Annotated in this window: 18 protein-coding genes, 1 other RNA gene and 1 pseudogene; 11 read left to right on the plus strand and 9 right to left on the minus strand. The window is 58.6% G+C overall.

Translation table 11 applies throughout. The features are described 5' to 3' along the window. Positions 1 to 68 precede the first annotated feature (68 nt). A pseudogene (locus tag ACIQY3_RS30880) lies at positions 69 to 494 on the plus strand (outer membrane protein assembly factor BamE); the annotation flags it as partial. A gap of 61 nt (positions 495 to 555) precedes the next feature. On the opposite strand, the gene ACIQY3_RS30885 reads toward ACIQY3_RS30880, so the two are convergent. Genes ACIQY3_RS30885 through ACIQY3_RS30895 form a run of 3 tightly spaced genes read right to left on the minus strand, consistent with a single transcriptional unit; the run spans position 556 to position 2,708 of the window. Continuing rightward, entirely contained in the window at positions 556 to 870 is a 315-nt protein-coding gene (locus ACIQY3_RS30885; protein WP_403027554.1) for an RnfH family protein, read from the minus strand. Beyond that, positions 863 to 1,297 (minus strand): type II toxin-antitoxin system RatA family toxin, encoded by a 435-nt coding sequence (locus tag ACIQY3_RS30890; RefSeq protein WP_054050071.1) that lies wholly within the window; start codon positions 1,295 to 1,297, stop codon positions 863 to 865. Before ACIQY3_RS30890 ends, ACIQY3_RS30885 begins: the two co-directional genes overlap by 8 nt. 7 nt (positions 1,298 to 1,304) lie before the next feature. After that, positions 1,305 to 2,708, minus strand: coding sequence for a sodium-dependent transporter (locus ACIQY3_RS30895; RefSeq protein ID WP_403027557.1), 1,404 nt, complete (start codon positions 2,706 to 2,708; stop codon positions 1,305 to 1,307). Between the two features lie 118 nt (positions 2,709 to 2,826). Between ACIQY3_RS30895 and smpB the strand changes: the two genes are divergently transcribed. Further along, complete coding sequence (gene smpB / locus ACIQY3_RS30900) at positions 2,827 to 3,309, plus strand: SsrA-binding protein SmpB (protein ID WP_007900551.1); 483 nt, start codon at positions 2,827 to 2,829, stop codon at positions 3,307 to 3,309. Positions 3,310 to 3,437: 128 nt separating this feature from the next. Here the strand turns inward: smpB and ACIQY3_RS30905 are convergent, their stop codons facing one another. Then, the gene (locus tag ACIQY3_RS30905; protein ID WP_403027559.1) at positions 3,438 to 4,205 is read right to left on the minus strand and encodes an FCD domain-containing protein; all 768 of its coding nucleotides are present in this window, start codon (positions 4,203 to 4,205) and stop codon (positions 3,438 to 3,440) included. Between the two features lie 261 nt (positions 4,206 to 4,466). On the opposite strand from ACIQY3_RS30905, the gene ACIQY3_RS30910 reads away from it, so the two are divergent. From ACIQY3_RS30910 to ACIQY3_RS30950, 9 genes are all read left to right on the plus strand, one after another. Beyond that, on the plus strand, positions 4,467 to 6,161 hold the full coding sequence (locus ACIQY3_RS30910) for a lactate permease LctP family transporter (RefSeq protein WP_403027564.1): 1,695 nt from the start codon (positions 4,467 to 4,469) through the stop codon (positions 6,159 to 6,161). Positions 6,162 to 6,311: 150 nt separating this feature from the next. Further along, entirely contained in the window at positions 6,312 to 7,136 is an 825-nt protein-coding gene (locus tag ACIQY3_RS30915) for a (Fe-S)-binding protein (RefSeq protein ID WP_403027569.1), read from the plus strand. Continuing rightward, the gene (locus ACIQY3_RS30920; protein ID WP_403027572.1) at positions 7,133 to 8,587 is read left to right on the plus strand and encodes a LutB/LldF family L-lactate oxidation iron-sulfur protein; all 1,455 of its coding nucleotides are present in this window, start codon (positions 7,133 to 7,135) and stop codon (positions 8,585 to 8,587) included. The genes ACIQY3_RS30915 and ACIQY3_RS30920 overlap by 4 nt, the downstream gene beginning before the upstream one ends. Then, on the plus strand, positions 8,587 to 9,258 hold the full coding sequence (locus ACIQY3_RS30925; protein WP_403027575.1) for a lactate utilization protein C: 672 nt from the start codon (positions 8,587 to 8,589) through the stop codon (positions 9,256 to 9,258). Before ACIQY3_RS30920 ends, ACIQY3_RS30925 begins: the two co-directional genes overlap by 1 nt. Continuing rightward, positions 9,255 to 12,074 (plus strand): FAD-binding and (Fe-S)-binding domain-containing protein, encoded by a 2,820-nt coding sequence (locus ACIQY3_RS30930; RefSeq protein ID WP_403027578.1) that lies wholly within the window; start codon positions 9,255 to 9,257, stop codon positions 12,072 to 12,074. Before ACIQY3_RS30925 ends, ACIQY3_RS30930 begins: the two co-directional genes overlap by 4 nt. Positions 12,075 to 12,193: 119 nt before the next feature. Beyond that, on the plus strand, positions 12,194 to 12,469 hold the full coding sequence (locus ACIQY3_RS30935) for a hypothetical protein (protein WP_403027581.1): 276 nt from the start codon (positions 12,194 to 12,196) through the stop codon (positions 12,467 to 12,469). A 241-nt stretch (positions 12,470 to 12,710) separates the two neighbouring features. Further along, positions 12,711 to 12,962, plus strand: coding sequence for a hypothetical protein (locus tag ACIQY3_RS30940; RefSeq protein ID WP_403027584.1), 252 nt, complete (start codon positions 12,711 to 12,713; stop codon positions 12,960 to 12,962). A gap of 110 nt (positions 12,963 to 13,072) precedes the next feature. Next, positions 13,073 to 13,469, plus strand: a transfer-messenger RNA (tmRNA) gene (ssrA, locus tag ACIQY3_RS30945). A gap of 278 nt (positions 13,470 to 13,747) precedes the next feature. Continuing rightward, a complete protein-coding gene (locus tag ACIQY3_RS30950; protein ID WP_403027587.1) occupies positions 13,748 to 14,650 on the plus strand; it encodes a LysR family transcriptional regulator in 903 nt (300 codons plus the stop codon). Between the two features lie 26 nt (positions 14,651 to 14,676). On the opposite strand, the gene ACIQY3_RS30955 is transcribed toward ACIQY3_RS30950, so the two are convergent. From ACIQY3_RS30955 to ACIQY3_RS30975, 5 genes are read right to left on the minus strand one after another with little or no spacing between them, the layout of a single operon-like run. Continuing rightward, positions 14,677 to 16,032, minus strand: coding sequence for a fatty acid--CoA ligase family protein (locus tag ACIQY3_RS30955; protein WP_403027590.1), 1,356 nt, complete (start codon positions 16,030 to 16,032; stop codon positions 14,677 to 14,679). Positions 16,033 to 16,058: 26 nt separating this feature from the next. Further along, a complete protein-coding gene (locus tag ACIQY3_RS30960; protein ID WP_403027593.1) occupies positions 16,059 to 17,255 on the minus strand; it encodes a cytochrome P450 in 1,197 nt (398 codons plus the stop codon). Then, complete coding sequence (locus ACIQY3_RS30965; protein WP_403027596.1) at positions 17,252 to 17,926, minus strand: HAD family hydrolase; 675 nt, start codon at positions 17,924 to 17,926, stop codon at positions 17,252 to 17,254. The genes ACIQY3_RS30960 and ACIQY3_RS30965 overlap by 4 nt, the downstream gene beginning before the upstream one ends. Positions 17,927 to 17,950: 24 nt before the next feature. Then, entirely contained in the window at positions 17,951 to 18,970 is a 1,020-nt protein-coding gene (locus tag ACIQY3_RS30970) for a 3-oxoacyl-ACP synthase III family protein (RefSeq protein ID WP_403027599.1), read from the minus strand. Continuing rightward, positions 18,967 to 19,221, minus strand: coding sequence for an acyl carrier protein (locus ACIQY3_RS30975; RefSeq protein ID WP_403027602.1), 255 nt, complete (start codon positions 19,219 to 19,221; stop codon positions 18,967 to 18,969). Before ACIQY3_RS30975 ends, ACIQY3_RS30970 begins: the two co-directional genes overlap by 4 nt. Between the last annotated feature and the right edge of the window lie 4 nt (positions 19,222 to 19,225).

The following is a 19,225-nucleotide window of genomic DNA, read 5'->3' on the forward strand; positions in this document are numbered from 1 at the left end:
TGCCGCTTAGACGGATTTTGAACCATCTCGCTGATGAGCTTTTGATTTGTTCTTGGCAATAGTGGCTAGGCAATGTCGTCACGCAGGACATGATAGACCAGTTACGCCCGGGAATGACCCGTCGGCAAGTACGGTTTATCATGGGTAACCCTCTGCTGACCGACACGTTCCATGCCGATCGCTGGGATTACCTGTATAGCCTGCAACCGGGTGGTGGTGAACGCCAACAGGAACGCATAAGCGTTATCTTCAACCCTAATGACCAGCTTGTCAGCCTGTCGGGCGATTTTATGCCTGGCGTGAGCCGCGACGAAGCCATTCTCGGCAAGGAACCCGGCACTACCGTGACCGCTCCTGCAGAAAACACCGAGAAGCCAAAACCGGAAAAACCGGTGAAACCAGGTTCGCTGCTGGACCAGATCCAGAAGGACGTCGACGGTGTAGAAACCGTTCCAGTCCCGAGTCCGGAACCACTGGACACCACGCCGCAATAATTTGCGACGCAATAAAAAACCCGGCATGTCCGGGTTTTTTATTGCCTGGCGCTTGATCAGCTCACTGATTGCGCGCTTTTGCCTCGGCAGCCTTGGCGGCACGCAAGCGACGAACCTCTTTGGGATCGGCGAGCAACGGTCGGTAAATCTCGATGCGATCACCCGCCTGAACCACGCGCGTGTCGGGGTCAGTGATCACTTTGCCGAAAATCCCGACCGGACAATGGGTCAGATCCAGCTCAGGAAACTCGACACCTACACCAGATTCGAGCAAAGCGGCCCGAACCGTAGCCCCCGTCGGCACTGCCACGGTCAACAGCACCTGACGATCAACGGCGGCATATACCACCTCAACTTCGATCACCGGCTCAACCATGCATTTGCTTGGCGCGCTGACAGAACGCGTCCACCAAGGTATTTGCCGCCTGATTGAACAATGGCCCCAACGTGGCGCGCACGATCGGCCCAGCGTAGTCGAACGACAGGTCCAGGCTGATCTTGCAGGCCTTCTCGCCCAACGGCTTGAACACCCAGACCCCATGCAACTGGTTGAACGGACCTTCTTCGAGGTTCATTTCGATCGAATGCCCGGGCACCAGCGTGTTGCGCGTCACGAAATGCTGGCTCAGGCCACCCTTGGCCACGCCGACACTGGCACGCATGTGCTCAGGGGAGCTTTCCAGGACTTCGGCTGCTGAGCACCACGGCAGGAACTCCGGATAACGCGCCACGTCGTTGACCAGGTCATAGAGAGCTTGCGCCGGATACGGCAACAGGGCGGAGCGTTGAATATGTGTCGTCATGTCAGCGTCACTTCCACAGCTGGGCGGCAAACACTACGAGAATGCCGATGGGCGCCACATAGCGCATCAAAAACAGAGTCAGGTTGAACAACATCGGGCTGCGGATCGACAACTCATCGCGAACCGCTTCACGCCCCATGATCCAGCCTGCAAATACCACGAAACACAAACCACCAAGTGGCAGCATGATCCGCGAGGTGAAAAAGTCGATCACACCAAAGAAGTCCAGGCCGCCGGCCGCGCCCCATTGGTAGAGATGGAACATTCCACCTTCGTTCACGAAAAATTTGGCTTCCTTCCAGATATTGAAGGAAAACACCGTACCCAGGCCCACGAACCAGCAGATAAATGCCAACCAGAACGTCACCCACGCGCGGCTGATCTTGGTGCGTTCAACCAGGTAAGCCACCATCGGTTCGAGCAGGGAAATGGCCGAACTCCAGGCGGCAACCGCCACCAGTATGAAGAACACTACGCCCATCAACTGACCGAAGGCTACGTTACCAAAGGCAAATGGCAGGCTGACGAACATCAGGCCAGGACCTTCGCTCGGGTTCAGGCCCGCGGCGAACACAATCGGAAACAATGCCAGGCCAGCCACCAACGACACGAAGGTATCGAGCAGCGCCACGCCGACCACAGTGCCGGAAATCGACGAGTTCTTCGGCATATAGGCACCGTAGATCATGATCGAACCGACGCCAACGCTCAGGGAAAAGAACGCATGCCCCATGGCGGGCAACAAGCCGTCGAGGACTTTTTCCGGGTGGAAGTCGAACATGAAATGCACGCCCTCCATGAAATGGCCGGTGGTCATGCTGTAACCCAGCAGCACCAGAATCATTACGAAGAGCAGCGGCATCATGATTCGCAAGCTGCGCTCAAGCCCGGCGACCACGCCTTTGGCGATCACCACGGCGGACAGCAGCATAAAAATCGTGTGCCAAAGTGTCAGACGCCAGGGATCGGCGATCACATTGCCGAAATAAGCGCCGACCTTATCCGCCGTCACACCCTGAAAGTCGCCACGACCCATGTCGATGATGTAATCCAGCGACCAGCCGCCAACCACACTATAGAAAGACAGGATCAGCAACGCCGTGATCATCCCGGCGAATGCGCCCCAGGACCACTTCCCGGAATGACCTGCCTCCAGCGCCAACACCTTCAAAGCGTTGGCCGGGCTTTGACGGGCGCGGCGGCCGATCAGGGTTTCCGCGAGCATGACCGGCACGCCGATCAGCGCAATGCAGACCAAAAACATCAACACGAAGGCGCCGCCGCCATAGACGCCGACCATGTACGGGAATTTCCAGATACTACCTAGCCCCACGGCCGAACCGGTCGCGGCGAGGATAAAAACCCAGCGGCTAGCCCAACTGCCGTGGACAGAAACCTTGTCTGTCGACATCGTTATCACGCCCAAGCGTTCAAAAAAGAGGCCGCATTGTCCGGGATTCAATCAACCTGCTCAAGCACGTAGCGATACCGTAGCCGACTCGCGCGCAACTCCCTATAATGCCGCCCCTATGGCTAAACAGAAGAAACACCCAACAGGGACCATCGCGCAAAATAAAAAGGCGCGACACGATTACTTCATCGAACATAAGTTCGAGGCTGGTCTGGTCCTGGCCGGCTGGGAAGTAAAAAGTCTGCGGGCAAGCAAGCTACAGCTTGTTGACAGTTACGTACTGCTCAAGGATGGCGAAGCCTGGCTGCTCGGCAGTCACATTACGCCGCTGATGACCGCCAGTACTCACGTCATTGCAGACCCGACCCGCACCCGTAAATTGCTGCTCAACCGCCGCGAGCTGGAAAAACTCGCCGCCGCCGTGCAGCAAAAAGGCTATGCCTGCGTGTGCCTGTCCTGGTACTGGAGCAAGCACATGGTCAAGTGCGAGATCGCTCTGGGCAAGGGTAAGAAGGAATACGACAAGCGTGATACCGAACGCGAACGCGACGCCGGTCGCGAGTTGCAGCGTGCGGTGCGGAACAAGGGCAAGGAAGATTAATTTTCCTGCCCGATGATCGTTCCCACGCTCTGCGTGGGAATGCAGCAATGGACGCTCTGCGTCCGCGTTGTGACGCGGAGCGTCACGGGATGCATTCCCACGCAGAGCGTGGGAACGATCATTACTGACTACATCCCCTTGCGTCGCTCCGCCCGAGCCATGCGCTGCACTTCCTGACGCACCTCCTCCAACACTTCCTGCACATACAAAATGTGTCGGCTGGAGACTTCCCGCGCCTGCTCCGCCCGCCCTTCGATAATCGCCAGGTACAACTCCCGGTGCTGACTGATCAGCATGTCGCGCGTCTCGGTGCGTTGCTTGTACATTCCGCCAATATTGGTCACCACGTTGCGCTTGAGCAAATCGAACAGCCCGCGGATGGTGTGCAGCAATACGGCGTTGTGACTGGCCTCGGCGATCGCCAAGTGAAACCTCGCATCCGCCGCGCCCTCTTCCACCCGACTCACTTCATCGTGGCGCGTGTAGCAATCCTGCAACTCTTCGAACGCCGCCGTCAGCCGTTCGCGATCTACATCGGTGGCGCGCAACGCGGCGTAATAGGCGCAGGAAGCTTCCAGGGTATGGCGAAACTCCAGCAGATCACGCTGGGCTTCGGGATTGCTTTCCAGCAGATGCAGCAGCGGATCGCTGAAGGTCGAGCCGAGGGAGTCCACCACATAATTGCCGCCGCCCTGGCGACTGACCAGCAAGCCTTTGGCCGCCAGTTTCTGAATCGCTTCGCGCAACGAAGGGCGTGACACACCGAACTGCTCGGCCAACGCGCGCTCGGCCGGCAAACGCTCCCCGGACTTCAGTGTGCCCTCGAGAATCATCCCCTCGAGCCGCTCGACAATATCGTCAGACAAACGGCGCTGACGAATCTGATCAAACCCCATAACTCAATTCTCCACGATCCCGGCAGCTCGCCGGGCTCTCTATTCTGGCCTATCGGCGCTGTGGCAGCACCTACCAGACGACGCTTGATCGAACAGATCAGATGCGTTGTGCACCGCTTATTCGACAAAAGTTTTAGGGCGGCAAATTGACACACCGCCTTCAAGGCTTTTACCCTAGCCAACAGCGATTGTAAATTGGTATTACCAATTAACCAAGAACGCTGACAGTGCCTGACCAACAACAATTAGGGGCCACCCCATATGCAAACCTGGCAACAGCTCTACAGCCCGCTCGGCAGTCTCGGCGTGTCCGCACTCGCGGCCGTCATCCCCATCGTATTTTTCTTCCTGGCCTTGGCCGTGTTCCGCCTCAAAGGCCACGTGGCCGGCAGCATCACCCTGGCCTTGTCGATTGCCGTAGCAATCTTCGCGTTCCAGATGCCGGTGGACATGGCGTTTGCCGCTGCCGGGTATGGCTTCGCGTATGGCCTGTGGCCGATTGCGTGGATCATCGTCGCGGCGGTGTTCCTCTACAAACTGACGGTCAAAAGTGGCCAGTTCGAAGTGATCCGCAGCTCGGTGCTGTCGATCACTGACGACCAGCGCCTGCAAGTGTTGCTGATCGGCTTCTGCTTCGGCGCGTTCCTGGAAGGTGCCGCCGGTTTCGGTGCGCCGGTAGCGATAACCGCCGCACTGCTTGTAGGACTTGGCTTCAACCCGCTGTACGCCGCCGGCCTGTGCCTGATCGCCAACACCGCGCCCGTCGCGTTCGGCGCCCTGGGGATTCCGATAATTGTTGCCGGGCAAGTCACTGGCATCGACGCGTTCAAGATCGGCGCCATGACCGGCCGGCAACTGCCGCTGCTGTCGCTGTTCGTGCCGTTCTGGCTGGTGTTCATGATGGACGGCATGCGCGGCGTTCGTGAAACCTGGCCGGCCGCTCTGGTCGCAGGCTTGAGCTTTGCCATCACCCAATACTTCACCTCGAACTTCATCGGCCCGGAGCTGCCAGACATCACATCTGCGCTGGTCAGCCTGGTTTCCCTGACGCTGTTCCTGAAAGTCTGGCAGCCTAAACGCGCCGCCGGCCAGCACATCGCTGGTGCCGTGTCGGCGTCCGTGGTGACCGCAAGCGTCGGCGGTTTCGGCCAGAAACGCACCACCGTGGCTTCGCCTTACAGCCTGCTGGAAATTTTCAAGGCCTGGTCGCCGTTCCTGATTCTCACCGTGCTGGTTACCATCTGGACCCTGAAACCGTTCAAGGCGATGTTTGCCGCGGGCGGTTCGATGTACAGCTGGGTGTTCAACTTCGCCATCCCGCACCTGGACCAAATGGTGATCAAGGTCGCGCCGATCGTAACGGTGCCGACCGCCATTCCGGCAGTGTTCAAACTTGATCCGATTTCCGCGACCGGCACGGCGATTTTCTTCTCCGCGCTGATTTCGATGCTGGTGCTGAAGATCAACTTCAAAATTGGTCTTACCACTTTGAAAGAGACCTTCTACGAACTGCGCTGGCCGATCCTGTCCATCGGCATGGTGCTGGCGTTTGCCTTCGTCACTAACTACTCGGGCATGTCGTCGACCATGGCCTTGGTGCTGGCGGCAACCGGCGCGGCATTCCCGTTCTTCTCGCCGTTTCTCGGCTGGCTGGGCGTGTTCCTGACCGGCTCCGATACCTCCTCGAACGCACTGTTCAGTTCGTTGCAAGCCACCACCGCGCACCAGATTGGTGTCAGCGATGTGTTGCTGGTGGCCGCGAACACCAGCGGCGGCGTGACCGGCAAGATGATCTCGCCACAATCGATTGCCGTGGCCTGCGCCGCGACCGGGCTGGTGGGCAAGGAATCGGATCTGTTCCGCTTCACCCTCAAGCACAGCCTGTTCTTCGCCACGATTGTCGGATTGATCACCTACGTCCAGGCCTACTGGCTGACCGGGATGCTGGTGCATTAAGACTACGAGCAACACGGAAAACACCGACGCCGGACCACGATTCCGGCGTCAGCTATTCACAACCCGGTCTGTAAGGCTGCTGAAAGCTTGTCGCTCTATATTCAGCAGCCTCAACGGACGGATAACCGGGACCACCCGGAGACACGCCTGATGAGCGAGCTTTTTTACAACGCCGTGCCGAACGCGACCCGCGTCGCCCCGCCACTGCCCAAGCCTCGGCAATACCCCAGCGAAAAACCGTCACAGGTCTACCTGTTCGGGACCTGTGTGGTGGATTTGTTCTACCCCGAAGCTGGGATGGACGCGATTCACCTGCTGGAACGCGAAGGCATCCGTGTCGACTATCCGCAAGGGCAAAGTTGCTGCGGGCAACCGGCCTACACCTCGGGTTACACCGAACAGGCCCGGACCGTGGCGCGCTCGCAGCTGGCGCTGTTCGCCGGGGATTATCCGGTGGTGGTGCCGTCGGGTTCTTGCGCGGGGATGTTGCGCGAACACTACGCCGACTTGTTCAAGGACGAGCCGGACACGCTGAAACAGGTTCAGGCCCTCGCAGCCCGGACTTACGAGTTGGCGGAGTTCTTGCTGTTTGTTTGCAAGGTGCAACTCAAGGACAGCGGCGAACCGGTCAAAGTGGCGCTGCACACCTCGTGTTCGGCGCGCCGCGAGATGAACACACACTTGCACGGCCGCGAGTTGTTGGCGCAGTTGGGCAACGTGGAACGGGTCGAGCACAGCCACGAAAGTGAATGCTGTGGCTTTGGTGGGACTTTCAGCGTCCGTATGCCAGACATTTCCGGCGCGATGGTGGCTGACAAGACCCGCTCATTGAAGGAATCCGGCGCGCACCAGGTGCTGAGTGCAGATTGCGGTTGCCTGATGAACATCAACGGCTCGCTGGAGAAACAGAAGGAAGCGCTGCGCGGCCAACACCTGGCCAGTTTCCTTTGGCAACGCACCGGGGGTGTTCGATGAACGCTTCCGCGATTATTCCTACGGTTGCCGTGGAAGAAGATTTCCGCAGCCGGGCTCACGAGGCTTTGGCTGACACGCAACTGCGAAACAACTTTCGCAGCGCGATGGATTCACTGATGACAAAACGGGCAGCGTCTTTCAGCGATGCCCACGAAAGAGAACATCTGCGAGCGCTGGGCAATGCTGTCCGCGCCCGCGCGTTATCCAAGTTGCCCGACCTGCTCGAGCAACTTGAACAGAACCTGACCCGCAACGGTGTGACAGTGCACTGGGCGGAAACGGTGGACGAGGCCAATGGCATCGTCCTCTCGATCATCCGCGCTCACGAGGGGCGGCAAGTGATCAAGGGCAAATCGATGGTCAGCGAAGAGATGGAGATGAATCATTTCCTCGCTGAACAGGGCATTGAATGCCTGGAATCGGACATGGGCGAGTACATCGTCCAGCTCGACCACGAGAAGCCTTCACACATTATTATGCCGGCGATCCACAAGAATGCCGGTCAGGTCGCGTCCTTGTTCCACGACAAACTTGGCGTGGAATACACCAAGGACGTTGACCAACTCATTCAGATCGGCCGCAAAGTCTTGCGACAGAAATTCTTCGAAGCGGACATCGGCGTCTCCGGCGTCAACTTCGCCGTGGCCGAAACCGGCACCTTGCTGCTGGTGGAAAACGAAGGCAACGGCCGCATGACCACCACGGTCCCGCCGGTTCACATCGCCGTAACCGGCATCGAAAAAGTCGTTGAAAACCTGCGGGACGTTGTACCGCTGGTGTCGCTGCTGACCCGCTCCGCGCTGGGCCAGCCGATCACCACTTACGTCAACATGATCTCCGGCCCGCGCAAGGAACATGAGCTCGACGGTCCTCAAGAAGTGCACCTGGTATTGCTCGACAACGGTCGCAGCCAGGCCTTTGCCGACAGCGAATTGCGCCAGACCTTGAACTGCATCCGCTGCGGCGCGTGTATGAATCATTGCCCGGTCTACACTCGAATCGGCGGTCATGCCTATGGGGAGGTTTACCCTGGGCCTATCGGAAAAATCATCACCCCGCACATGGTCGGCCTGGCAAAAGTCCCGGATCATCCGAGTGCGTCGTCGCTGTGCGGTGCCTGCGGTGAAGTCTGCCCGGTAAAAATCCCGATCCCGGCATTGCTGCGGCGCCTGCGGGAAGAGAACGTCAAAGCTCCGGACAGCCCACATAAAGTCATGCGCGGCCAAGGCAGCAAGTATTCGCGCAAGGAACGCTTTATCTGGAACGCTTGGGCGAAACTCAACAGCTCGCCGACGCTCTATCGATTGTTCGGTTTCTTCGCCACACGCCTGCGCGCCCTCGCGCCGAGCAACGTTGGCCCATGGACGCAAAACCACAGCGCGCCAAAACCCGCTGCCCGCTCGCTGCATGACATGGCCCGCGAGCATCTGGCCAAACAGGGAGACCGTTGATGAGCGCCAAGCAAAATATCCTCGCCAAATTACGGAACAGTCTGACCGGCACCACGCCGGTGCCTGACGAGTTTGACGTCGAACTGCTGACCAAGCCCTACACCTACACGCCTGAGCAACGTATCCCACAGCTGCGCAAACTGATGGAAGCGGTGCACACCGAAATTCATCTGACCTCGGGCGAAGATTGGCCCGAACTGTTGGCACAGCTTTTAAGGGATCGCCAGTTGCCAAGCCTGTTGATCGCACCAACGACGCCCCATGGACAACGTGTCACACAGCACTGGTCGAAAAATCCCGGCTTGCCGACGCTCAAATCCTACGACCGTCCGGTAGAAGAATGGAAAACCGAACTGTTTAACGACACGCCGGCCAGCCTCACCACGACACTCGGCGCCATCGCCGCGACAGGTAGTCTGATTCTCTGGCCGACGCGGGAAGAGCCGCGACTGATGAGCCTGGTGCCGCCGGTGCATTTCGCCCTGCTCAAGGCCAGTGAAATCCGCGACAACTTCTATCAAGTGCAGCAGGAATTCGAGTGGGCCCAAGGCATGCCGACCAACGCCTTGCTGGTGTCCGGCCCGTCGAAGACCGCTGACATCGAGCAAGTGCTGGCCTATGGCGCCCACGGTCCGAAAGACCTGGTGGTGTTGATCCTGGAGGACCAATGACCTTACCGGCGACTTTCCTGCGTGATGCGCAGCAACTGATTCCACAAGACCGGCGTTTCGACGATCCGCTGTCAACTTTGGCCTTCGGCACCGACGCCAGTTTCTATCGGCTGATTCCGCAACTGGTGATCCGCGTCGAATCCGAAGACGAAGTGGTCGCCCTGCTGAAACTGGCGCAACGGGATCAGGTCCCGGTGACCTTTCGTGCGGCCGGCACCAGCCTTTCCGGGCAGGCCATCAGCGATTCGGTATTGATCGTGCTCGGAGATAACTGGAATGGTCGGGAGATTCGTGGGCAAGGTACGCAAATCCGCCTGCAACCCGGCGTGATCGGCGCCCAGGCCAACGCGTGGCTGGCGCCGTTCGGACGAAAGATCGGTCCGGACCCGGCCTCGATCAATGCCTGCAAAATCGGCGGCATCGTCGCCAACAATGCCAGCGGCATGTGCTGCGGCACCGCGCAAAATACTTATCACACCCTGGCCGGGATTCGTCTGGTGCTGGCCGATGGCAGTCGTCTCGATACCGAAGATGCGGCCAGTGTGGCGGCGTTTCGCCAGAGCCATTTCGAACTGCTGGAACGTCTGGCCACGTTGGGCCGCGAGACCCGCGCCAATTCCGAACTGGCTGCAAGAATTCGCCACAAATACCGTCTGAAAAATACCACCGGCCTGTCCCTTAATGCGCTGGTGGATTTCGACGAGCCTGTGGATATCTTGAGCCACTTGCTGGTGGGCTCGGAAGGCACCCTCGGCTTCATCAGCGCGGTGACCTACGACACGGTGATCGACCACCCGAACAAAGCGTCGGCGTTGATCGTGTTCCCGGATGTGGAAACCTGCTGCAACGCCGTGACCGTGCTGAAAAGCCAACCGGTGTCGGCCGTGGAACTGCTGGACCGCCGTAGCCTGCGCTCGGTGCAGGACAAACCCGGCATGCCCGCTTTCGTACAGCAACTGTCGAATAATGCCTGCGCCTTGTTGATCGAATCCCGCGCCGCCTCGCCCACTTTGCTGCGCGAACAACTGGCGCAGATCATGACGTCTTTGGTCGCGTTCCCGGTGGAGAAACAAGTCGATTTCACCGAAGACCCAGTGGAAAACGCCCGGCTCTGGGCGATTCGCAAGGACACTTTCCCGGCGGTCGGCGCCGTGCGCAAAACCGGCACCACGGTAATCATCGAAGACGTGACCTTTCCGGTGGAACAACTGGCCATCGGCGTGAACCGCTTGATCGAATTGTTCGACAAACATCACTACGACGAAGCGATCCTTTTCGGACACGCACTGGAAGGTAATCTGCACTTCGTCTTCACCCAGGGCTTCAACAATCCGGAAGAAGTCGCACGCTACCAGGCGTTCATGGACGACGTGGCGCAACTGGTGGCTGTGGAGTTCGGTGGTTCGCTGAAGGCGGAACACGGCACTGGTCGCAACATGGCGCCCTTCGTCGAACTGGAATGGGGCAGCGATGCCTATCAGTTGATGTGGCAACTCAAACGCCTGCTCGACCCGAACGGCATTCTCAACCCCGACGTGGTGCTCAGCGACGATCCGCAAATTCACCTCAGACACCTGAAACCGCTGCCCGCCGCCGACGAGATTGTGGATAAGTGCATCGAGTGCGGCTTCTGCGAACCGGTCTGCCCGTCGAAAGGCCTGACCCTGAGCCCGCGCCAGCGCATCGTTATCTGGCGCGACATTCAGGCGAAGAAACGCGCCGGCGTCGACACCACCGAACTCGAAGCCGCTTACGAATATCAAGGCATCGACACCTGCGCCGCCACCGGGCTGTGTGCGCAACGCTGCCCTGTAGGAATCAACACCGGCGAACTGGTGAAAAAGCTGCGCAGCCGTAAGGCGACACATACGAAAACCGCCAATTGGCTGGAAGGAAATTTCGCCACGGCATTGCAAGGCGCGCGTTTCACCCTGCATGTGGCCAACGGCGCGCGGATGCTGCTGGGGGCGCCGCGCTTGGCGAAGCTCTCGGCAACATTGACGCGGTTGTCCAAAGGCCAGGTCCCACAATGGACCAACGCCATGCCGCAGCCGGAAAAAGCCATTCGCTTCAGCCCGGTTGTGTCAGACAAACGTCCTCGCGTGGTGTATCTCGCGGCCTGCGTCTCGCGGGCAATGGGCCCGGCGGCGGGTGATAAAGAGCAGATGTCGCTGTACGACAAAACCCGTGGGTTGCTGGAAAAGGCCGGTTACCAAGTCGTGTTTCCAGACAACCAGGACAACCTCTGCTGCGGTCAGCCGTTCGCTTCCAAGGGCTATGCCGAACAGGCCGAACACAAACGCCAGGAACTGATTGGCGCACTGCTGCACGCCAGCCGCGGCGGGCTCGATCCGATCTATTGCGACACCAGTCCTTGTACGTTGCGGCTGGTTCAGGACCTCGGCGAAGTGCGCCTGGACTTGTACGACCCGGTGCGTTTCATTCGTACGCATCTGATGGATCGACTGGATTTCATCCCGCAGGATGCGCCGATCGCGGTGCACGTCACCTGCAGTACCCAGCATCTTGGTGAGAGCCAGACGCTGATCGATCTGGCGCGCAAATGCAGCAACAACGTGGTCATTCCCGAAGGCATTCACTGTTGTGGATTTGCGGGGGATAAGGGCTTCACCACGCCGGAGTTGAACGCGCATTCGCTGCGCTCGCTCAAGGACGCGGTGCAGCATTGCAGCGAGGGGATTTCCACCAGTCGCACCTGTGAGATTGGTCTGACGCAGCACGGTGGCATTGACTACCACGGGCTGGTCTATCTGGTGGATCGGGTGACACGGGCGAGGGCCTTGCAAGAAAAATAGAACCCTGACGAGCCGCCGTAGTCCACAGTTTAAGCCCGGTAAATGCTGGGCCTTACCCAAACTCGGCAGCCCGTCCTGATGGCCAGCGATGCCTGGACCCTCAGTTCAAGGAGATACACATGAAACGTTCTGTACTGTTAGGTCTGTTCGTTACTGCTTCGCTGATGGCGTCCACCTCGTTTGCCGCCGAAGACCTCTGTGCGGTCAACTTGAAAACCATCGAAAATGCCAAAGCTCAGATCTCTCCAGAGATGACTGAGCAGGTGCAGGCTTCCGTCGAAAAAGCCAAAGCCGATCACGCATCGGGCACCAAAAAAGGCACTGAAGATTGCATCGCCGAAACCACCCAGACGATTCAGGATATTCAGAAGTCCAGTGACGGCGGCAAACAATAGTCCCCGACAAGGCCAACCTTCGGGATGGCCTGCTTCGCAGACGTTGATGTAAATCACACAGGCTTGTTGTTCATCTCGATTCACAGAGCAACAGGCCTGTCGTCGTTCTCGATTCTCAAAACCGAATTACTTCGCAGTGCCGTGGTCTTTTGAGTAGGCCCCATTCATCGTGGCCTGCTTTCGACCTCGGCCGAGCCCGCTCATACGGCAGCACCGAGACCATCAGTCTTAGGAGATATCCATGAAACGTACCGCACTCGCTGGTCTGTTCATGTCTGCTGCAATGTTGGCCTCTCCCGTATTTGCTGCGGACAACAACCTGTGTACGAGCAAGCTGCAGGAGCTCGAAGCCAAAGTGAATTCGCTGCCGGCGAGCTCCACCAACGCACCGGAGATCAAACGACTGCTGGCCAGCGCCAAAGCTTCACAGGCCTCCAAAGACGACAAGAAATGCGCCACTGAGGCCAGCCAGGCATTGTCGATGGCAAACTGAGCAGTGAACCCATGATCACTCGCGGCCAACCTTCGGGTTGGCCTTCTGACGCGTGTTGGCGTACACTGCACACGTCTGTCGCTCACTTTGATTCACCGAGCAACAGACACGGGGCCGTTTAGGATTCGACGCCGGTCGCGAAACTTTAGGTGCATGCCGAGTTGGTAACAGAACTCGTAAATCCACTGTTGCAACTTCTTATAGTTGCCAATGACGAAACCTACGGCCAGGAATTCTCTCTCGCTGCGTAAGCAGCTTTAGACCTGAGCTTCTGGTACCTTCGGGTCCAGCAATCACCAGGGGATGTCTGTAAACCCAAAGTGATTGTCATATAGAACAGAATCGCCGTGCAGTACGTTGTGGACGAAGCGGCTAAAACTTACACAACTCGCCCAAAGCACCCTGCCCTTCGGGTCGCTGAGGGTTAACTTAATAGAAACGGCTACGCATGTAGTACCGACAGCGGAGTACTGGCGGACGGGGGTTCAAATCCCCCCGGCTCCACCAACTCAATAAAAAAGACGTCCAAGGACGTCTTTTTTTGTGCCTGAAATTCAGCCCCCCATTTTCGAGAACGACGACACATTTCGCCGTTGCGACCACCGACAAAATGGTTGCTCTCTCTGTGGTGTCACGGCAGACTCCGAATTCGACGAATGGCGGGGAAATGCGGTTCAATTTCCTCGAAAAAGCAGCGATGCGTTTCTTTTGGGCCGTCGGAATCTGAAGCCTCAACAGGTCTGCAACTATCGACCCCCTCCCAAGTAAGTGGGCGGACACGGAATATGGATAATCTGAGCGGGTTGATTGCCTTTGTGCGGGCAGCAGAAAATCAAAGTTTTACCCTGGCGGGCAGAGCGCTGGGCATCTCGTCCTCTGCCGTAGGGAAAAGTGTCAGCCGTCTTGAAGAGCGGATTGGCGTGCGCTTGTTCCATCGAAGTACGCGGCAGATCAGCCTGACCAGCGAAGGCCTGGATTTTTTTGGTCGTTGCCGGACCCTGCTCCAGCAATTGCAGGACGCCGAGTCCGCGCTTTCCCATTCCAAGACCCGCCCCCGGGGACGTCTACGAATCAGTTTGCCGGCCGTGGGCTATCGGCTTATTTCCGGTATCTTGCGCGAGTTTTACCGCAGCTATCCCGAAATCGAACTCGACCTGGACTTCAGCGATCGACTGGTCGACGTCGTCGATGAAGCCTTCGATGCCGTGATCCGAAGCGGTGAGTTGCCCGATTCCAGCCTGGCGGCGAAAAGGATCTGCACGTTCAGGTTCGTCTTGTGTGCAGCACCCGACTACTTGCAGCGCTACGGCACGGCAAAGTGCGTCGAGGATCTGCAGCACTACAAAGGAATTGCCTATAAATTCCCTTCGAACGGCAAGCTCCAGCCCTGGTGGCTGAAGGTCAATGGCGACACGGTCAAGATCAGCCTGGAAACCACGGTGATCATGAACAGCGTGGAAGCGGTCCTGGCGGCATGCCGCAATGGCCTGGGCCTGGCCTACCTGCCTGACTTCGTCATTCAGGAATACCTGGCTAGCCAGGAATTGATCAGGGTGTTGCCCGAATTAAGTCTGGAGGGGGATTTCTGGATTGTCTGGTCGCCCAGCCGCTTGCTGTCACCCAAGACCCGCGCGTTCATTGATTTTCTCAGTGAAGCGCAACTGATGAGCAGCCCTGAAGGCAGTTGAACGCGCCTTCAGGGCATGCAGCACACTCAGTCGATCAACAGCTTTTTGAAGCGCGTCGAATACTGGATAGCCTCCACCGATTTCAAGCGTACGGGCACCTTGTAGGCGTCCATCAGCCGACGGGCAAAGTGCCGGATATCGCGCAGCACCGACGCCGTCGAGTCCCCGTAGTCGCTGTCCAGGACGATGTGCGCCGCGACGAATTGTCCGGTCAAGCCATTGGCCTCGCCGTACGCCTTGCAATCACGTACCTGTGGATGGCGCAGCAGCACGGACTCAACCTCCGCGGGGTAAACCTTCTCGCCACCGACGTTAATGATCTCCTTGCTGCGACCGAGGATTTTCAGGTAACCCTCGGCATTGACCTCCACCAGGTCGCCGGTCTTGAACCAGCCATCCTCGGTGAAGCTGTCCATCGAGTGGTTCAGGTAGCCCATGACTTGCGTCGCGCTACGCAGCCAGAGCTCACCATCGACAATCTTGTGTTCACTTGAACCTTCCTGAAAGCGCATATACAGGCTATCGGACGATAACGAGCTGGTGTTGATAATGCCCGTCTCGCTGGTGCCGAAGGTCTGCAGGAATTTTACCCGTGGCAGGCGCTCGCGCAGTTTGAGCAACAAGCTCTCCGGCATGGGCTCCGTGCCGTAGGTAATCATGCGCAAGCTGCTGAAGTTGAAGGTGTCGAACACCTGGTTGATCAGCATCAGGTTCAGGAATGTCGGCGAGGTCGGCAGCACGGTAATGCGGTGTTTTTCAATCAGTCGGGCCACGGTGTCCGGGGTTTTGCTGGCCGCGACCGTTGCCGTTCCGCCAATGGACAGTATGTTCAACAGCGTATTGATGCCGCCGATATGATCGAAGAGCAGAAACAGAAAGATATCGAGGCGACGAGAGCGCTTTTCAGAGAACTCGCCCACCAGCCGATCAAGGTCATGCAACATCGCCTTGGGTGTGCCGGTGGTGCCGCTGCTGAATAGAATCAGGCCGGCATGCCCTTGTTTTTTAAGCTCGCCGATCATTGGGTTTTCCGGACCTTGAGCGCGTACGCAAGGCCGGATCTGGCGGCTGTCGATATCGATCACAAACTCGGGGTTTGCCGCCGCCTGCTTGTTTTGAATTTCCGCCGGGTTTTCAGCAGTGTTGAGGGCAATGATGTGGCCGTTCTGGTACAGCGCCAGGAACAGCGCGATGCCTGCGAACGAAAAGTCGCCGCTCATGAAAATCACTGCTTGCCTGGGCACGTCATTGGCGGCCAGCCAATCCAGTTGAGCAGCGATCTCGTCGCTCAACTGGGCGTAGGTGTAGGACTGCTCAGGGTCATTCAGAAAGATCTGGTTCGAAAACTGCGCAAATCCGTTTATCAGCGGTTTAAAGATCATGGCTTATTCCCTTGATTGAAATGGCTTCAGAAGCGCACGGGCAGTTCGTCGGGGCGGCGCAGTACCGTGCCGTTGATCCAGCGGATCGACGACGGGTCACACGCCAGTTCCAGGTCGGGTAATGCCTGCACCAGGGTCGACAGCACGGTGGCGATTTCCAGGCGTGCCAGCGCCGGGCCCATGCAGCTGTGGATGCCATGGCCGAATTGCATGTGCGCGGCTTTGTCCTGGCGGTCGGGATTGATCAGCAGCGGTGCGCTGAACACGCTGGGGTCGCGATTGGCGAGGAACACGTTGGCGTACACTGTGGTGTTCGCGGCAATCACCCCGCGGCTGGTTTGCAGGGCCTGGGTGGTCATCCGGGGGAACGCCGATAGCTTGCCGATGGGAATCAGTCGAATCAGCTCTTCGATCAATTGCGGCGCTCGATCAGGGTTTTCCCGGACGTACTGCCAGAGCGATGGCGCGCACAGCAAGGTATAGAGACTTTTGGTCATCACACTCAGGGCGTTATGGTCGCCCCCCAGCAGAATTCCCAGCAGCACGCCGACAAACTCTCGGTCGCTCAGCGGGTCTTCCAGGGTGTGACGCTGGTCGACGTATTGGCGAATAAAGCCGTCCTGATGCGCCTCCCGGCGCCCCTGCACGAAATCCATCATGTAATCGAAACTGGCGTTGACCGCCGTTTCGATGCCGACGATATCGTCCGGCGGCGCCGATTGAATCATCTGGCTCCAGGGCCGGAACAGCAGACGGTCTTCTTCGGGGATACCAAGGATGTGACACACCGTCGATGACGTCAGGCGCTCCAGCACCGAGGCGAACAGGTCCGGCGGCGTCACGCCGTTGCGCATCTGCTCGATGCTGTCGACGGTCACCGTGGTCACGTGTTGACGCACACTTTCCAGCCCGCGCTTGCTGAAAGCGCGCGTGACGGTCGCCCGGGAACGCATGTGGGCTGGATTGTCCAGGTTGAGCAACAGTTCCGGCTGGGTTGGACCGGGAAGAAAGGTCGGACCGTTTTCGATGTTACACAGGGTTCGACTGATGCTCGGGTCGGCCAGGAACGCCTTGCAATCCGCGTATCCGGTCAGGTGAGTGGCGACGTGGCCGCTGGGCAACCTGATTTGAGGCAGTTGCCCTTCCCAACCCACGGTTTGGTAATAGGGCACCGCGTCGAGGTTGGGGATATCCAGCACGCTGGGATGGACGCGCATATTCATCGGGCACCTGCCTGCGCACGAGGCTGTGCCGTGCCGATAAGTGCGCGCACGGCGTGCTGAGTCTCCAGGCTGTCGACAAACAGAATGGCGTGCCAACCGGCGGCACGCGCGGCTTCGCAGTTTTCTTCGACATCGTCGATCAGCACACAACCGGCGGCGGGGACGCCGATCTGCTCGGCCGCCAGCGCAAAGATTTTCGGGTCCGGTTTGCGCAGTTTGACTTTGCAGGAATCGACGATGCTGTCAGCCACATCATCCAGGCCCACCATGCGCCGCCAAGGTGTTTCCCACTCCACCACGTTGTTGGTGAGGATGCAGGCTTTCACGCCGGCCGCTTTCACTTCATGGAAGAGCTCGAACATGTGCTGGTTGACGTTGTGCGGGGAAAACCACTGCTCGCCATGGTTATCGAAATCGCAGCGGCTCAAATCAATGCCCGGATACAACTCGGCCAGCGCCTTGCTCATGCCCTGCCCCCATTCAATCTGAGTCATCATTGCCAGCTCGATGGGCGCCTGGAATTGCGCGTTCAGCGGCTTGGCCACCGCGTGCATGGCGGCTTCCATCTGGACGCGGCTGATGCCGGTATTTTCCTGGTAGACGCGGTACAGCTCGTCAATGGAAGGCGACAGCACACCGCCGAAGTCGAACCAGATTGCTTGGATAGTCATCGTCATCTTTCCTTGAATGTCAGATCAATTAGGGAGAGCAGGTACTTCTACGGGGGCGATGATTTGGGCATCGCGCAGCGACAAATGGGCAATGCCGATCGACAGCCCGACGCCAAAACCACAGGCGATCAGGTTGTCTTGCCGCAAGTCTTCGCGGTGGTTGCGCTTGCAGATCATCAGCGGGATCGACGAGGGGCCGGTGTTGCCCACGTCAGCCACTTCAATGGGGACTTTGGCCGGCGCAATGCCGAGCTTCTTGGCCAGGTAATCGAGCATGAATTTGTTGGCCTGGTGCAGCAGGAAGAACGGCACACGGTCGGGGTCGAGACCTTCGTCGCGCATGAAAGCGTTGATCGCCGACGGCACTTTCTCCAGGGCAAAGTTCATCACTTGGCCGCCGTCCATATGAAGGCCGGCGGCCTGTACCTGACTGGTGGCGTTGGGCGTGTAATCCAGCGTGGTGTTGAGGTATTGCGCGCCGGCACCATCGGTGTTGAACGCAAATCCGAGCGTCTGATCGCCACGTTCCAGCAATGTGCAGGTCGCGGCATCGCCGAAGACCAGCCGCACGTGCCGGTCTTCAGGGTTGAGCAATTTGCTGATCACATCGCCTGTACACACCAGCACCCGGCGGCAGCCACCGGCCTTGATCAGCATGGCCGCCTGAAACAGGCCATAGATGTAGCCGGAACAGCCAAAGTTGAGATCGAAGGCTGCCAGCGCTTTCTTCAACCCCAGGCGATCGGCCAGGATGGCGCTGCTGGCCGGCATCAGGCTGTCGGGCGTTTGCGTGACGAGCACCAGGCCATCGATGCTGGCGGGATCGATGTCCGCCGCATCGAACAACGCCTGGGCAGCGGCGGCACACAGATCCACCGTCGACAGCCGGTTGGCCACCCGCACTTGATGGATACCGGTGCTCTTGGCAATCCGCTGCACTTCTTTTTCACCGAACAACGGGGCGAAATCGGCCAGGGTCATCACATCCTGGGGTATGGCGGCCGACACCGCGCGGATCGACACCCCCTCGATAGACGCGCTCACGAGGGCTCACTGACGCGAGCGTCAGCCACATCGGCCTGGATGGCATCGAACAGCTCACCGATGGTTTCAACCTCGTCGAGGACGGCGGGGCTCAAGGCAAAACCGAACTGGTCGTTCAACATACCCAGCAGCGTGACCTTGGTCAATGAATCCCAATTGCTGAGGGGGGCCAGCAATACATCAACTTGAAGTTCCGATTCGCGCAGTTCCAGAAGTTCTGCCAGTTCTTTCTTGATGGCGTCCAGGTTCATGGTG

The sequence above is a fragment of the Pseudomonas sp. NPDC096950 genome (genome assembly GCF_044762525.1).
Taxonomy (GTDB): Bacteria; Pseudomonadota; Gammaproteobacteria; order Pseudomonadales; family Pseudomonadaceae; genus Aquipseudomonas.